13 protein-coding genes are annotated in these 17,102 nt (G+C 41.6%); 8 read left to right on the top strand and 5 right to left on the bottom strand.

All coding sequences use genetic code 11. The annotated features are described in order from the left end of the window. Positions 1-552 precede the first annotated feature (552 nt). Positions 553-987 (top strand): hypothetical protein, encoded by a 435-nt coding sequence (locus AACU25_RS20435; RefSeq protein ID WP_096578752.1) that lies wholly within the window; start codon positions 553-555, stop codon positions 985-987. 190 nt (positions 988-1,177) lie between these two features. On the opposite strand, the gene AACU25_RS20430 is transcribed toward AACU25_RS20435, so the two are convergent. From AACU25_RS20430 to AACU25_RS20420, 3 genes are all read right to left on the bottom strand, one after another. Continuing rightward, positions 1,178-1,561, bottom strand: a complete 384-nt coding sequence (locus AACU25_RS20430; RefSeq protein ID WP_096578750.1) for a hypothetical protein — start codon at positions 1,559-1,561, stop codon at positions 1,178-1,180. Positions 1,562-1,872: 311 nt separating this feature from the next. Continuing rightward, positions 1,873-2,553 (bottom strand): tetratricopeptide repeat protein, encoded by a 681-nt coding sequence (locus AACU25_RS20425; RefSeq protein ID WP_096578748.1) that lies wholly within the window; start codon positions 2,551-2,553, stop codon positions 1,873-1,875. Between the two features lie 76 nt (positions 2,554-2,629). After that, positions 2,630-3,937, bottom strand: coding sequence for an Nramp family divalent metal transporter (locus AACU25_RS20420; protein ID WP_096578746.1), 1,308 nt, complete (start codon positions 3,935-3,937; stop codon positions 2,630-2,632). Between the two features lie 656 nt (positions 3,938-4,593). On the opposite strand from AACU25_RS20420, the gene AACU25_RS20415 reads away from it, so the two are divergent. From AACU25_RS20415 to AACU25_RS20400, 4 genes are all read left to right on the top strand, one after another. After that, the gene (locus AACU25_RS20415) at positions 4,594-5,064 is read left to right on the top strand and encodes a hypothetical protein (RefSeq protein ID WP_096578744.1); all 471 of its coding nucleotides are present in this window, start codon (positions 4,594-4,596) and stop codon (positions 5,062-5,064) included. Positions 5,065-5,137: 73 nt separating this feature from the next. Further along, on the top strand, positions 5,138-6,526 hold the full coding sequence (locus AACU25_RS20410) for a hypothetical protein (protein ID WP_096578742.1): 1,389 nt from the start codon (positions 5,138-5,140) through the stop codon (positions 6,524-6,526). A gap of 9 nt (positions 6,527-6,535) precedes the next feature. Next, positions 6,536-7,957: a VWA domain-containing protein gene (locus AACU25_RS20405; RefSeq protein WP_096578740.1), complete on the top strand. Its 1,422-nt coding sequence runs from the start codon at positions 6,536-6,538 to the stop codon at positions 7,955-7,957. Between the two features lie 151 nt (positions 7,958-8,108). After that, positions 8,109-9,257, top strand: a complete 1,149-nt coding sequence (locus AACU25_RS20400) for an ATP-binding protein (RefSeq protein WP_321206912.1) — start codon at positions 8,109-8,111, stop codon at positions 9,255-9,257. A 107-nt stretch (positions 9,258-9,364) separates the two neighbouring features. On the opposite strand, the gene AACU25_RS20395 is transcribed toward AACU25_RS20400, so the two are convergent. After that, the gene (locus AACU25_RS20395) at positions 9,365-9,907 is read right to left on the bottom strand and encodes a Uma2 family endonuclease (RefSeq protein WP_096578738.1); all 543 of its coding nucleotides are present in this window, start codon (positions 9,905-9,907) and stop codon (positions 9,365-9,367) included. Between the two features lie 195 nt (positions 9,908-10,102). Between AACU25_RS20395 and AACU25_RS20390 the strand changes: the two genes are divergently transcribed. After that, positions 10,103-12,919, top strand: a complete 2,817-nt coding sequence (locus tag AACU25_RS20390) for a DUF5682 family protein (RefSeq protein WP_096578736.1) — start codon at positions 10,103-10,105, stop codon at positions 12,917-12,919. Between the two features lie 164 nt (positions 12,920-13,083). On the opposite strand, the gene acsF is transcribed toward AACU25_RS20390, so the two are convergent. Then, positions 13,084-14,160, bottom strand: coding sequence for a magnesium-protoporphyrin IX monomethyl ester (oxidative) cyclase (gene acsF, locus AACU25_RS20385; RefSeq protein WP_096578734.1), 1,077 nt, complete (start codon positions 14,158-14,160; stop codon positions 13,084-13,086). Between the two features lie 699 nt (positions 14,161-14,859). On the opposite strand from acsF, the gene AACU25_RS20380 reads away from it, so the two are divergent. Together AACU25_RS20380 and hemN are read left to right on the top strand one after the other, a co-directional pair. Next, a complete protein-coding gene (locus AACU25_RS20380) occupies positions 14,860-15,537 on the top strand; it encodes a biliverdin-producing heme oxygenase (RefSeq protein ID WP_096578732.1) in 678 nt (225 codons plus the stop codon). 158 nt (positions 15,538-15,695) lie between these two features. Further along, entirely contained in the window at positions 15,696-17,078 is a 1,383-nt protein-coding gene (hemN, locus tag AACU25_RS20375; protein ID WP_096578730.1) for an oxygen-independent coproporphyrinogen III oxidase, read from the top strand. The last annotated feature ends 24 nt before the right edge of the window (positions 17,079-17,102 follow it).

The raw sequence follows: 17,102 nt of genomic DNA, 5'->3' as shown, positions 1-17,102 counted from the left end.
TCTACCCGGAAACGATAATTAGGTACCCGAAAACAATAATTGGGTACTCGGAAACGATGATTGGGTACCCGGAAACGATAATTGGCTACCCGGAAACGATGATTAGGTACCCGGAAACGATGATTAGGTACCCGGAAACGATGATTAGGTACCCGGAAACGATGATTAGGTACCCGGAAACGATAATTGGCTACCCGGAAACGATGATTAGGTACCCGGAAACGATGATTGGCTACCCGGAAACGATGATTAGGTACCCGGAAACGATATTTAGGAACTCAAGATTAATAAATCAAAGCTTTCACGCTTTAATTATGAGCTTTGTCCGTAATATTAGCGAATATGCCTAGAATATCACTGTAGCCCATACTATAGTTTTCGTGGTTTCTGCTCAGGGCAATCAGGATGGGAGATAGCTAGAGTGGGAATACAAGTATTTATTACAGCTATTTTCAGGTAAATAAACCATTATCTAGGGATTTAAGCCATGCTCAATCCCTAGAGGTAGAAATTGCTGTAATTTTCATATCATCTTTGGCAGGAAATGCATATATGGCACGATTGAAACGTAGTTCCAAGGTGGTGGATAAAGCAGTGCGACGAATTTCGGGGATGCGGTCGATTAGTGAAACGCTGGATTTTGGTCAAGGATTGAGTTTGGCAGAGTATGGGAGGCGAATTCAAACCTTGCAAATGAAGCTATCTGACTACAACAAAATGCTTTCTAGTCTGGATGAAGCAATGGGGGAAATTGCATTACTAGAGGAAGATTTGAGTAATTACTCCGAAAAAATGTTGGTGACTGTAGGGACACGCTATGGCAAGCATAGCTTCCAATATATGCAAGCTGGAGGAAAACCGCGCCAGACTAAGAAGCGAACTGCTGCAAATGCGAAACCAACAAATACACTAACTAACACTGAAATATCACTAAAAGTAGAGCAAACTGATACAAATGGCAAAAGTACAGAGAAAACAACAAAGTAGATTTTGAATTTCCTCCAATACAGTTCAGTGAGAAAAATTATTTTGTAGAAGTTAGGGAACAGAAAACAGAGTGGAGAGCCTTTAACTGAATTGTATTGGAATTTACCTGAAAAATAAAGTTTATTTGATAGGGCATTTGGTTACAAGAATGCTAAATTTATTGCCATTAGCAAAAGATACAAAGTAAGCCTTAGTAAACTAAGTTGCCAGAACCACGTAACTGTCGCAAAGAATTAATGCAAAATGGACAGTCGCACTTAAATAATCTAATTGCAGCCTCACTTTCCTCGTCGGTAAAATTAAGTTCTGCAACTGTGCTATCAGATGGCTGTGCCGAGATTACTGTTGATTTGGGTGGTAGGGGTGCGTTGGGATTTCTCTCAGAATCGCGAATACAGACAAAATTCTTAAAGCCGTGGGGATTACTAATACAGGTACGACCATCATTAGTGTGTAGTAATCGCTGGGTAAGATTAACACTAGCATGGGCAGGATTGATGACCCCCAGCGTAGACATCAACGAGGTAAAAATTGAGGAACTAGCAAATAAATTCAGTATGAGCTTTTTGTTCATTAGTTTATTGGGTATCACTGAACATCTAGGTTATGCGATTGTTGCTTAAATATCAAGGGATTTTTGAGAATCATACCCCTGCAAATAATGTTGGTGACACATCAATATATTCTAGAGGGCATGGCAATACAGTGCCCCTACAATTTGTCCCATTCTTTTTTTAGTTAGTATCAGTAATTGATTATCTCTTTAACAGCAATTTTCTAGCTGATTCTGTTCAAATAAACCAAATATCAGGGTAAGCTTTGTTTGCCCATCCAAAAGATTAACTGCTGAAAAATAAGTTTTACCACCTTGAACCGAGATATTGCTTACTGCTGAATCTGCTTAATAATAGCTTGTGTTTGCTGATACTTTTGGGTATCTCCTTGTTGTTGAAACAAACTTGCAGCTTGCTGTAAATCATGAATAGCATTTTGGCGATCGCCTAAAGCATATTGAGCCAGCCCTCGGTTACCATAAGCATCAGCTAAGTTGGGGTTAATTTTGAGTACTTGGTTAAAGTCCGCGATCGCTTTCTGGTGATTTCCCTGTCTATAATTCAAAAAACCCCTGTTATAGTAAGCATCTACAGAATTGGGGTCAATCCTGAGTACATGATTAAAGTCGGTAATTGCTGCTTGAATGTTTCCTAATTCTGCATGGGCAGTTCCCCGACTGTTGTAAGCATCTGTATGATTGGGGTTAAGCCGCAGTGCTTGATTGAAGTCAATAACGGCTGCTTTCAGGTTTCCTAATTGAGACTTTGCTAAACCTCTCAGGCAAAAACCCTCATAGTATTTGGGATTTAATTGTACTACCTGGCTAAAATCTTCTACTGCGCCCTTGAAGTTGCCTTGTTCCAGCTTTTGCACGCCTCGGTTATGGTATTGTTGAAAACTCATCGATGGGATGCGCGTTTGTGGTTCTTGTGCAGCATAGACAGCAGGTATTCCACTCACTAGGCTTGTAGTTATGGCTAGGATGGTCACAGAAGAGTAAATGTAGTTCATAGCTTGGTTTTCTCTTGGATATATCTGTTAAGTTGAGATGCAGGGGATATTAAGCAATTTTAAGCGCAAAACTCAGTTAACCCAAAATACTTTGTAATAGCAACCAAACATTTAGCCCAACAATAATCATAGCAACTCCCCACGCCAAAGATTTCAGCCATAAAGGATTGACAAATTCACCCATTAAGCGACGATTACTTGTAAACATCACTAAAGGAATCACAGCAAAAGGTAGCTGTAAACTGAGAATAACTTGGCTCAAAATAATGAGGCGGCTTGTACTATGTTCTCCAAAGATAATTATTGTTATCAACGCGGGAATAATTGCCAGCAGCCGAGTAATTAAACGCCGTAACCATGATGGAAAGCGAAATTGCAAAAAGCCTTCCATGACTATTTGCCCAGCCAGGGTAGCAGTCAATGTTGAACTTTGACCGGAAGCAAGTAAAGCAATCCCAAAAATGGCGCTAGCAGCACTAACGCCTAATAAAGGCGAAAGCAGTTTGTAAGCATCTTGAATTTCTGCCACATTGTGATTACCAGAAAAATGAAAAGTGGCAGCAGATACAATTAAAATTGCCGAGTTAATAAATAATGCTAAAGATAGAGCAAAAGTTGAATCCATTGTGCCAAACTTAATAGCTTCCCATCTTTTTTCCGTATTAGGTTGCCAAGCACGAGTTTGCACAATCGAAGAGTGTAAATATAAGTTGTGAGGCATCACAGTTGCCCCTAAAATGCCAATAGCAATGTAGAGTATTTCTGAGTTTTGAACAATTTCTTTCTTTGGTAAATACCCCAACAAAATACCCTTTATATCAGGGTGAGAAAACAGAATTTCTGCCATGAAACAAAAGCCTACTGTTGCTACCAGCATGATTACCAAAGCTTCTGTATAACGAAAGCCTTTATGCTGCAAGAATAGTAAAACTAAAACATCTAGGGCAGTAATACACACACCCCATACTAAAGGAATGCCGAATAACAATTGTAGCGCGATCGCACTTCCTAATAATTCTGCCAAATCACAAGCTGCGATCGCAATCTCGCACAATACCCATAAACAAAAGCTGACTCTGGGACTGAAATAGTCTCGACAAGCCTGTGCTAAATCTCTCCCCGTAGCAACACCCAAACGCACACATAGCGATTGCAATAATATTGCCATCAAGTTAGACAGCAAAATCACCGTCAACAAGCCATACCCAAACTTTGCTCCCCCAGCAATATCTGTAGCCCAATTTCCCGGGTCGATATATCCCACTGATACAAGATATCCCGGCCCTGCATAAGCCAGCATTTTACGCCAAAAGCCATTGCTATTAGGAACTTTGATGCTACGGTGAACCTCTGGAAGGCTGGGTTTGTTTTTTGGGGAAGTCATCTATTAATCTACGTAAATAATTTTCATATTCTTTTCATAATTGTAGGAAATCTGGTTGAAATATCAATCTACAAAGAGTGGTAAAGCTAGATTGAAAATGGGGATGGGGCATTGGGCATGATGCTTGGTTGTGCCAAAATCTGGTACGAAGGCTGACTTTTATAGCTGCGATCGCACTCTTGTCATTACGAATAAATACTTATAAAAATAATAAGCTTTGTATAATTTTACGTATTTTCAGCGTTACTATAGATAAAATTTACAGATGAGTATGAACAGATTGGAATCGCTTAGGGATTTCCAAGAAATAAATTATTCCCTCTTGTGGGGCGGGCATCTTGCCTGCCACATAAACTGGGCGCACAAGATGTCCACCCCACAATAAATACTGGGATATTTTTTTATTTGGAAGTCCCTTAGAGGATGTTTGAAAAGTCTGTAGTAGTGTATCAAATATTTTTTACCCCACCCTAGCCCTCCCCTTTCTAAGGGGAGGGAACTGGATTTTCCGGTCTCCCCCCTTGACAAGGGGGGATTAAGGGGGGTAACAGTGCAATTAAAATCACAGGGAAAAACTTTTCAAACAACCTCTTAGAACCAACCTTTTTAAGCGCATTTAATTACGAATTACGAATTAGAAATTACGAATTATCATTATGCCTGATTCATCGTTTGTAGGTTCGAGCCAGAACAATGCTACGACCAAGCGGGATGTAAAGCAGGTTCCGTTTGTTGAACTATATAATCACCGATTGCAAGGAGTCGTTTCTAGCGGTTCTGATATTGAGAGGGTTTATGTGTCTTTTTTTGAAGCCGGAACCCTAGATTTTTATTGCAGTACAAATAACAATCGTCCTTGTGGAGGTTTGGGAGGCTATCCCTGTAAGCATTTGCAGTCTGTGATGAAAGAAGCGATCGCAGCTTACGGTATTGACCAAGTAATTAATTATCTTAAGGTTCCCGGCGACCTCAATCAAATTACCTCCCCCCAGGATATTCTCAACCGTCGCGGTACAGTCAAAAAAGAACCAGCCAGCGAAGTCTTCAGTCGTTTCTTAAACTACCTCCGCTACCTCGAACTACCAACCGCCAACTCTCCCCTCCCGGAAATGAGTTGGTTTGTGTGATTGTCATTTGTTGCACGCAACAGTTACAGAGATTTAATTTTGAATTTTGAATTTTGAATTTTGAATTGTAAACATGGCTTTCCCCGGCGCATTGCATCAAATCAGCGACAGCAATCAAGAAATATTCGAGTTGATTGCGAGTTTGGATGAGTGTTTTATTACTGGTTTTGCGAATTTAGATGAGCAACATTTACAAACTTTACAAGCTTTGGGGCGTGTATTTACTGGCACACCTCTACAGCAATCTTTAGTTGATTCAACTGCAGCAATTACCACAAATGAGTTTGTAGATAAGCATTTTGCAGTTTTAGCAAGTGTGCGGGCTGCCATTCAAGGAGCTATATTTGATACCGTACTATCTCAGGCGAGGAGTTTGTTAGGACGCACAGCAATAGCTGAAGTAGAGTTAGACTATGAAGCTGACGAACCGCCGAATAATGTCAAAGTGCTGTTAGCAAGTGTGCGTCACTGGTTAATGGAAATTGCTTTGGTAGGTTATGCGCGTTTGGATGTAGCAACTTTGGTTCCATTTTTAGGGACACTGGAACAAATCCAAGCGGAACCTTTATTAGTTAGACAAGCTGCTTTACTGACTGGCTATTTTAATGAATTGATGGGAAATCTTCCCGTTGCTGATAGCGCAGCAATTTCCAAATATCGTTGGGTTGATTTGTGGACACAGGCGATGTTAGGCACTTTACGCCCAGGCATTTTACCGAAATCACAGCTAATATCGGGTAATTTGGAAATTTTAGGTTTAGATTTACGCCAACACGCCAATTTTGTTAGCTTTACAGCCTACGGGTTGCTAAATGCAAACAATCAAACTCAACTGGTGCGAGTTACCCAATCAGCTTACAAAGTAGATGCAATTAATAATGAGCAAATTTGGTTGCTATTTCCTAATGCGTCTGTGTTATTAGATGCTTTTGCACAAAATCGGGTATTGCAGATTCAAGATATACCTTTGCTACCTACTGGAGATTTATTGTGGCAAGGTCAAGGCGAACTAGGTCAAAATTATAACTTGATGAAGCGGGCGGCGGAATTTTTTGCTGAGAATACAAGTAATAGCTTAATTTATTCTACAGTCGCAGCGTGCGATCGCCATCCCATTCAAATCGCGGAACCGATATATCTCAGTAATTATCAAGTCGTGAAAAATGACGAGAATCTTGTTTTAAATTGGGGTGATGCGGGTGAACTCAGCATTGCTAATGAACGTATAAGCAGTTTATCAGAATTAAATTTAGACATAATAGCTAAATCTCAGCAAATCTTCGGCTTATTACGCTTCGATGCGGGTAAATGGTCAATCCAACCTTTAGCAGTAGCAGTGAAAAATAAAATCACATCTACCGGACAAACCGCAGCGTCAGTGATTGCAAAGAAAGATTCTATCAAAAATAGTGTTGTCGGAATCTTACAAGAACGTTCTAGCCGACTACTGCGTAAGAGTTGAGGAAAAAACATGGATACAGAACAAATTGCTCAACGCCGTCAAGTTGTATACTGGCGCTTACTAACCAGTATGTTTGGCTTTAGCGAACAGGGTGCAAATTTTGAACAGATGGCGACAGAAGTTGTCAGCGAGTTAAATTTACCCCAATTAATCCTCGACCCTAATATTAGTATTGAAAACTTACTGCACCGCTATCCAGAATTAGAGGCAGATTTTAATAATCCCATTATTCCCCAAGACGACACAACATCGGAAGCAGAAACCACCACCCTACGCCGAGGATTAGTTTTCTCTAAATTACTCCTAAATGCTTTCGGCCCCAACACCCAAACCGGAGTTGTCACCGCGCAACAATACGCGCAATGGTTAAAAGATGTGGGATTTTTAGAAAAAGCTTTGGGATGTCAACCGGGAAGTTTGCGGGGAAATGGGCCAGCTATCGGGAAAAATCCCAGTAATCAAGGACAAGGTAGCGGTAACAGTGGCGGTATGGGTGCGGGTTTGGGTACTGGTGGCGGTTTCACCGTTACCGAAGAACAACTCCGCGCTACTCTCAAAGCGTTGGAAGGTGAATTAATTCACCGCATGGCTTTACACGAAGTCCTTAAAGATGACAGGTTAGCCAGCCAACTTACGCCATCAATGGCTTTGGTGGAACAGCTATTACGAGAAAAAGCCAATTTATCAGGAAATGCGCTGAAAAACGCTAAACGATTAATTCAAGAATATGTAGACGAACTCGCGCAAGTCCTGCGGTTACAAGTCGCGCAAGCTGTCGCCGGAAAAATTGATTATTCAGTTCCACCAAAACGGATATTTCGCAACTTAGATTTAAAGCGGACAATTTGGAAGAATTTAACTAATTGGAACCCGGACGAACAGAGATTATTTGTTGATAGGTTGTATTACCACCATACAGCCAAGAAAAAAACACCAACTCGCATGATTGTCGTAGTTGACCAATCAGGTTCAATGGTGGATGCGATGGTGCAATGTACGATTCTCGCCTCAATTTTCGCCGGACTTCCGAATGTGGATGTGCATTTATTGGCGTTTGATACGCGAGTCATTGATTTAACAGCTTGGGTACATGACCCATTTGAGGTTTTATTACGGACTCAATTAGGTGGAGGGACGCATATTTATGCGGCGTTAGTGGAAGCTGCACAAAAGATTTTAGAGCCAAATAATACGGCGATGGTGTTAATTTCGGATTTTTATGAAGGTGGTAGCGACCAAATTTTATTTGACTATATTAAATCGTTGAAGGAGTCGGGATTGCATTTTATTCCGGTGGGTGCGGTGACGAGTTCGGGATATTTCAGCGTGAATCAATGGTTCCGCGACAAATTAAAGGAGTTGGGTATGCCGATTTTAACGGGAAGTCCGAAAAAATTAATTCAAGAGTTAAAGAAAGTAATTGTTAATTAACCTCTTACCTCTGTGTCACGCCAGTTGCTACAACGCGGGGAACCCGCGCAACGCACTGGCTCCTCTGCGCCTCTGCGGTTAAAAAAATAATAAACCACAGAGACGCAGAGAACGCAGAGAAGAATTACAGAGAATTATATAGGAGATAAAAATGGCAAGGACTAAGAGTAATACTACAAATGGCGCTAGCAAAGAAGTAATGTTAAGACAACCGGCGGAAATGAAATATGCAGAAGAATTGGAATATTTAGCCTCAATTGATAAAGGTACAAAACCCTTTTCTTGGCGACTGTCGCCGCAAATAGTGCGGACTTTTGTGTTGGGAAGTACGCCATCACAAAAATTAGATAGGCAAATTGAACAGAAATGGTATGGAGATAGTGCGATCGCAGAACGTGCTATTGTCACTTTAGCTTCTGACCGGGGTTTACTCTTAATTGGCGACCCCGGTACAGGTAAAAGCTGGCTAGCTGAATTACTCGCAGCCGCAATTTCTGGAAATTCTACCTATGTAGTTCAGGGAACGGCGGGAACGACAGAAGACCAAATTAAATATTCTTGGAACGTGGCGATGGTAATTGCGGCTGGTCAATCCCGCGATTCTTTAATTCCCTCACCCATTATGACAGCCATGCATAGCGGTGCAATGGGTAGGTTTGAGGAATTGACGCGCTGTACTTCCGATGTCCAAGATGCACTGATATCTATACTGAGTGAAAAGTATATTTCAATTCCTGAATTAAAGACAGATAACGTAGCTTTCGCGCAACCCGGATTTAATGTCATCGCCACCGCCAACAGCCGCGACAGGGGTGTCAATGAACTGTCATCAGCGTTGAAACGACGGTTTAATTTCGTACATATGCCGGTGGTGACGAATAAGAAGCAGGAAAAAGAAATTATCCTGTTCCGCACCAAGGAATTAATGAACCGTCACGGTTTTGAGGTGGATGTACCGCCAACATTATTAGATGTATTATTGCAGACCTTCGCCGACTTGCGCGAAACCAGCGCCGCCGCCAGTTCTGATGACCAGCGTTTAGAATCGGCGCTTTCCACAGCCGAACAAATTGGTGTATTAGAAGATGCGATTTTACACAGCCGTTATTTTGGCGCGACTAATTTAGAAGCGGGTGCATTAGCCAAGTCATTAGTCGGTACTTTAGTGCGTCGTCAACCAGAAGATATTTCCGTGATGAATCAATTTTGGCACGCCGTTGTGGAGAAGCGCAGTCAAGAACAAAAAGGCGAATGGGAAGCTTTTCTTGAAGGTGGAAAACAAGCGATGGGGTTATTTTAAAAACTCTTCTTTCTCTGCGTTCTCTGCGTCCTCTGCGGTTTATTTCTCTTTTATCTCACGCAGAGACACAGAGGCGCAGAGAGGAACGTAAAAGTGATATTAGTACCTCAATCAAACTCCACAGGCCATAAATCGGAAACTGGTACTTCCCAACCTGGAAGCAATTCGGGAACCGTTAGGACATCGCCATTGTGCAGTACTATTACCTCTTTTTCCACATTGTAAACTTCCACAACTTGTTCATCAGGATTCAGCAAAATTCCGACTTTAGTTCCCAAACTCAGAAATTCTTGAATCTTCGCTCTGATATCTTCTACATTATCGCTGGGGGACTTGACTTCAACAATTAAATCAGGAGCCAATTGAGCAAAAGTTTTGGGACTGCGACGCAAGCGTTCAGCTAAAACAAACGAAGCATCTGGTGCGCGTAAATCTGAGTTTGGCAATCTAAAACCAGCACTAGAAGCTGTTATTCTGCCTAATTTACGTGGTTTCACCCAGTTGTATAACTGAGACACCATCGTAGCCGCAACTTCATCTGATTCGTATCCTGATGGACTCATGACAATAACATTACCTTTAACTAATTCCATGCGGTAGTCGGGGTACTGTTGCTGCATTTTTTCTAAATCTTCAACTGTCAGTGACATAAAGCCTCCGATTCTGACATGGGTTGTATTTATATTATGGGAAATCCAGAACACGCCTACCCACAAATGACAAACCCCACAAGTTAACTTTATTTACGCATTATCTAAAATTCCCCAAAAAATTGCCCATCAAAAACCTAAATATAATTTAAACCTCTTAATTACGAATTACGAATTACGAACTACGAATTAATTATGGTTACTCTCCCAACTGCATTCAACGCACTCCAAGAACAACTCCTCAACGCTGCGGAAAAATTCGCTACTGATGCACAACCTTTAAGCGAAATGCTAACGGCTTTAATACAAGACGTAGAAAAAGCCAGCAGCGAACCCCTAGAAATATTCCCCGTATGTCACCATTCCCCATCCTCCGCTTTGCAGATGGTGCGCCGTTTACGGGAAAAACCGCCGAAAGTCATCTACTTGGAACTGTGCGAAGATTTACAAAACACCGTTGAAAATCTCCGCGATTGTAAATTACCCGTCGCTTTACAAGCCTTCGCCGCCGAATCTGAGCATTTTTCGCCCAAAATCATGCCGTTGAGTGTGGTTGCACCAATTACCGAAGCTTCCGCAGAATATCAAGCGATCGCATTTGCGCTCCAAAATCCCGAAACTCAGCTAGTATTTGTTGATAGGGCGGTGGATTTTGTCTTTCAATGGGAACCCCCCGATACTAAACTTGCTGAAGAATCGGAAGAACCCCCCAGCGATGAAGCTAAAATGCATGGTTCGGCTGTAGGTGTAGAAGTAGGTAGTCTCGTCCCCACTTTCGACCAATTTTTAAGCTTTTTACTCCGCAACTCCAATACTCGCCACTTTTCGGAATGGTGGGATGAGTATGTAGAAACCGCAATTATCGGCGCAGATTACGAAACCTACCGCCAAGTCATGTTCCTCATCGGTAGCTTAATGCGCCGCTTAGGAACTCGCGACAAAGATATCGAAAGCGATCGCCAGCGCGAACGCTATATGTGGACTTCCATGAAAAAACACATGGCGGCGCATAATATTGCACCATCGGAAGCTATCTATATATGTGGTGCAGCGCACTCCGCTAGTGATGTGGCAGAATATAGCGTGACTAATAATAATCTCTGGGAAATCCCGGAACGCACCCAAACCAAATGGTTATATGGTTTAATTCCTTCCAGTTTTGCGGCTATCGAATACCAATTTCATCACCCAGCAGGTACGGTATCGCTAGCAGAAGCAACTTGGAAAAAGAATCTCAAGGTTACAGGTTTAAAGGGATTTTCGCTCAATAAAGAAGAGAAAGCAACTAAAACCAAACCAAGTCCTGTTACAGCTACCAATTCCACCCTCGCAGCCTTCTTAACCCGTCCCCCAGAACTAGCCGCAGCCGATACCGAACAATTACTACAATGGTGCGCGGATATTGTCGGATTAGCGCGAAAAAATGCCTATTTAGCTAGTACCGCTGACTCTATCGCCATCTATCAAACCTCAATGCTGCTAGCGGGGATGCGAAACCGAATGCACCCCACACCCTACGATTTTCAAGATGCAGCCATAACTTGTCTCGAAAAAGACCGCACTCCCAAAAAACGCAATATTTACCAACTTTGCCAAATTTTACTCGGAGGCGATCGCATTGGTACGGTTGGTTATGCTTCTTTACCTCCCCTAGCACAAGATGTTTACGACAGGCTTCAACCTCTGGGAGTCAACCTACTTGCACAAACCAACCAACGCGCCTTAATGGATTTCAAACAGCAGCCGGAACTTCTACCCTGTTCCGATGTACTGTGGCGATTGTACTATTTATCTGGTGACACGATTGTAAAACCCATTATGGGCGATCGCAGTCTTGGTTCCAAACCGATTCAAGAATCTTGGGAAATTCGCATCGGTAAATACCAGCGTCATATTATTATGCTCGGTTATGAGGGTGTCAGTATCGAGCAAGTTCTAGAACAGCGCCTTAAACAAACAGCTTTCTCTCCCCAAGCCAAAACCAGCGAGGTTCTCAAATCCACTGAAGATAGCATTTTATACGCGCGGAGTTTGCGACTTACTCAAGAACTCGGAGAACACGCGATTTCTCTCCTCAAACAAGAAACAGGTGTCAGCGATGCACCCCAAGTATTTGAACGCGTCCGTCGCCTAGTCCATTACTACCGCGCCACACCCACAGGCTTACCCGAATGGATAGAACGTTTTGTTACCACAGGCTACGGACATTACGCCACCCTACTACCCCAAGCCTTCGCAGATAGGGGAACCACACCCGAACAAATCGCCGGGATGTTGAATTTTATCTTTACCCTAGAAAGTTTGGCGCTATCTCTCGGTTGTAACCGCAGTCAATTATTAATCGGTGTCAAACAATCCAGCCAAGGTTTAGATGACCCCGCCAAAATCGGTTTATTGTGGACAACCGAATGGTTACTAACATTAAGAAAACTAGAAGAAATTCGGGAATTTTTCAATGATGTGATTAATAACGAAATGCTAATTAAATCTTTCCCCGAATACTTAAATGGATTTATCTTATCGCTGACATTTGCACCCAGAATTAGTAAATTTGTCGTCGAACTGTTGAGTAAATTATTCGCTACAGTTCCCGATAAAATTTTATTACCTTGGCTACCCAGCTTGATTCTTAAACTGCGACCCCATGCTCAAATTCTCCAAGCATTAATTAAAGAAGCCTCAAGTAATTTCCCGAAAAACTTAGCTGGCTTTAATAGCTGGGTTCCCGCCTGGACAAAACCGCAACCTGAAATTAAGGAACAGGTCAAACAAGTTGAACCTGCACCAACACTCAGCGAAAATGAGTTAAAAATTCGAGAATTTTTATTTAATTCTCCAGCCACAACCAATGCGCTAGCGAAACTACTAGGTATTGAAAATTTAACTTGGCAAGAAAATTTAGAAACACATCAAGAGCATCAAGAAAGTTTATCTGAAACAGAAGTAAAAACCCAAGAATTAATTAAGAATTATCCAGCAACATTAAATTATTTTGCTGGATTACTTAATTAAAGCTATAGTCATGCAAACTAGTTTTTGATATACAGTACAAATTATCCGGGCACAACAATTGTTGTGCCCCTACTTGTGTAATTTAGTAAAAGAAATGCTTGCTGGTAGGGTGTGTTGTCGCGCAGCGCAACGCACCATTAGCTGTCTCATTTCTCCCTCATCTCTTATCGCACAGTCTCCCGTGTTAACTCCGCATCTATGGGTTTAACGAGATAAATCCGCAACATATGCCAGATGATAGCGGTAATGACTGGTAATTTTTGCCAAAACTTGAGAAACTGAGGGCGATCGCTGTTGTTAATCTCCGTAAGTTTCTGATTATTCTGGTAACACTGCTCTAACCGCCAGAAAAACGCCGGGTGATTGGTATCTAAAATGATGGGAAATGCTCTAGAAGCAGTGTTGTTTGTCTCGGTGATCACTTGGTTATTATACTTGCGTGGATGAATACCAATGGATTCGTAAAAGCTGGCGCGTTCAAATACCGTAATCGTGTGGGTAACAAACACCGTCAGCAAAAAGAAACGTATCCACAACCTTGCTTTCCAGTTATCCCATAATTTTGGTTGCGATCGCAGCAACGCTTTAAAGAAATCTCCATGTCGGTTTTCATCTTGACACCAACTCTCAAATTTCCTGAACAGGGGATAAAACTGATAGTCAGGGTTTTTCTGCAAATGGCGATACATCAATATATAGCGCCAGTAACCAATTTTCTCGGATAGGTAGACTGTATAGATAATCCACTCTAGTGGGAAAAAGGTATAAGTACGACTTTTAGTTAAGTAACTCAAGTCTAGGGAGAGGTTAAAATCTGCCATTGACTTGTTTAAAAATCCCGCATGACGCGCTTCGTCCCTGGCCATAAAATTAAAAGCATCCGCCAAAATCGGGTTTCTGTCTTTGAGACGGCGTGATATTTCCTTAAATAAAAGAAACCCGGAAAACTCGGAAGTGCACGAACGTTCCAAAAAGTCAATAAAAGAACGGCGTGTTTCTCCTTCAATATGCTCCCAACTCTGCTTAAATTCCTGATCGCGCACAAAATGATGGCGATTATAGTCAGCCCGCAGTTCCTCTACAATTGCCAGTAACTCAGTCTCATGGGCTGAAATATCTAACTTTGCGATCGCCTCGAAGTCAGTAGTATAAAACCGGGGTGTTAATAATGTTTCTTTCACAGGCGCTTTTACACCTGGCTTTAGTAACTGAGGCTCCGGAGTTTCAACAGACTTCACCATGAGAATCCTTCTCTCGCTCTATCCTTTAATAGCTATATAAGCATAATATATTGTTGAGAACAGTTAAGTTGTGCGAAGGAATGAGGCAAGGGGGCAGGGGGCAGGGAGCAGGGGAGAAATAACCTCAAATACCAATACTGCTCGGTTAAGGATTTTCAACTCTTAATTTGGTTTGGGTAAAAGGTGAAAGGGTAAGGGTTAAAGGTTTTTTATTGACCCTTTACCCCTTCCCCTTTTACCCTTAACCGACAAGTATTGCCTCAAATACCCAACACCAATTACCAATTACCAATTACCAATGCCCCATTCCCAATGCCCCATTCCCAATGCCCAATTCCAAAATGTGCCTTCCCTGACAGACGAAAATAAAGAAATATTAATACTTTAATAGTTATACAAATATAAATAGTTAAATATTTTTGGGAGAGTTAAACCGAGTAGGGATGAGCATTGAGAGTATATTTGCCGTAATACTGATGCTAATCCCGCTTAAACCCAAAATTTGGGGTTTGGTAATGGGTAATTGGTAATTGGTAATTGCTATTCCCCCCTTGTTCCCTCATCCCCTCATTCCCCTCATCTCCCCAGTCCCCAGTCCCCAGTCCCCAATCCCCAATCCCCAATCCCCAGTCCCTCTATAGCAGACATCCTGAGTCGGTGGCTGTGCAGAAATCTGGCGCTTGAAATTAAGGAAACAAAATGAGTAGCAATTTAGCTGTCAAACTACGCTCTGGAACTGAAAAAGCTCATACAGCAGCAGAAAATGTAGGCTTTATGAAATGTTTTCTCAAAGGAGTTGTAGATAGAGACTGCTTTGCGAAGTTTTTGAGTAATTTGTATTTCGTCTACAGCGAACTAGAAGCGGCAATTGTAACTAATGTTAACAATCAGGCGATCGCAGCTGTTTATTTTCCAGAACTGAATCGGCAAGCTGCTCTAGAAAAGGACATGATGTTTTACTATGGAAAGCAATGGCGAAAGCAAATTGCTCCTGCAACTGCCACTCAAACATTTGTCGCCAGAATTCGGGAATTATCTGCTACTGAACCTACCCTATTGTTAGGGCACGCCTATACACGCTACATGGGCGACCTTTCTGGTGGTCAGATGTTGCAAAAAATTGCTCAATCAACTTTGCAATTATCTGGCTACGAAGGTACAAATTTTTATAATTTTGACCAAATCCCCGATAAAACGGCATTTAAACACAAATACCGTCAGGCGTTGGATGCATTACCCATCGATGATGCAACCTCTGACCGAATTGTCGCAGAAGCTAACAATGCCTTTCATTTGAATATGCAAATGGTACAAGTCCTTGAGGCGAATTTAATTCAAGCCATCGGTCAACCCTTATTTAACAGCCTAACTAATTAAAGGGTGAAGGGTGAAGGGTCAAGGGTGAAAGGTCAAGAGTGAAAATAATTCTCCCTCATCTCCCCAGTCCCCAATCCCCAATCCCCATTACCCCTTATCCCCAGAGGGGGCCCCGAGTTCCCCAGTCCCTAATCCCCAGTCCCCCCCCGGAGGTTTTAATGGTCTTTCTCTTACCTGGTGTCAAATTTGATTTGGAGATGATCCAAAAGTATGATGCTCCAGTACCTAGATACACCAGTTATCCGCCTGCTACTGAGTTAAGCGAAGCATTTACCACCACCGATTTACAAAATGCGATCGCAGCCTCGAATCAACGTAAAACTCCCCTGTCTTTGTATTTCCACATTCCTTTTTGTCAGACTGCGTGCTATTTTTGCGGCTGTAATACGGTAATTTCTAACAATAAGAATATTGCCAAACCTTACTTAGAATATTTAGTTCAAGATATTAAACAAACAGCCGCTTTAATTGATTCTGACCGCCAAGTTTTGCAAATTCATTGGGGTGGCGGTACACCTAATTATTTAGACCGCGAGCAAGTTGAGTTTGTGTGGAAACATATTACTCAACATTTTACTATTGACTCAAAAGCAGAAATCTCCATTGAAATCAACCCCCGTTATGTAGATAAAGATTACATTTTATTTCTTAGGGAATTAGGATTTAATCGCATTAGCTTTGGCATTCAAGATTTTAATCACGAAGTACAAGTAGCGATTAATCGTATCCAACCGGAAGAAATGCTCTTTGATGTCATGAGTTGGATCAGGGAAGCAGAATTTGAAAGTGTAAATGTAGATTTGATTTATGGTCTTCCCTATCAAACTCGGCAGAGCTTTAGGGAAACAGTGAAAAAGACTATAAAATTAGACCCAGACAGAATTGTGGTCTTTAACTTTGCTTATATTCCCTGGATTAAACCTGCACAGAAAAATATTCCCGAAGCAGCTTTACCGAAGCCACAGGAAAAGCTAGATATTCTGAAAATGACCATTGAAGAACTCACAAATAATGAGTATCTGTTCATTGGTATGGATCATTTTGCTAAATCTAACGATGAATTAGCGATCGCGCAACGTAATGGCACTCTGCGGCGTAATTTTCAAGGCTACACCACCCACGCCGAAACAGAATTATTTGGTTTTGGAGCGACATCTATTAGTATGTTAGAAGATGCGTATTTCCAAAACCACAAACAATTAAAAGAATATTATCAGGCAATTTCCACTGGTAAATTGCCATTGAGTAAAGGAATTAAATTAACTCAAGATGACATTATTAGACGTGATGTCATCATGGGTATTATGTCGCATTTTCAATTGCACAAGCAAGACATCGTAGATAAATATCACATTTGTTTTGACGAATACTTTGCCCATGAGCTAGAGATGTTAAAACCTCTAGAAGCCGATGGACTGGTAAGCTTATCAAAAAATTACATATTAGTTACAGACATTGGCAGATTGCTGGTAAGAAATATTGCCGTCATCTTTGATAATCACATGAGAATCAAAGAAAAGCATTTCTCGAAGGCAATATAAATGGGGCTAACAGGCTATTTATAA

The sequence above is a fragment of the Tolypothrix tenuis PCC 7101 genome (assembly GCF_963874875.1).
Classification (GTDB): domain Bacteria; phylum Cyanobacteriota; class Cyanobacteriia; order Cyanobacteriales; family Nostocaceae; genus Aulosira; species Aulosira tenue.
This window is presented reverse-complemented; position numbering and strand designations above follow the sequence as displayed.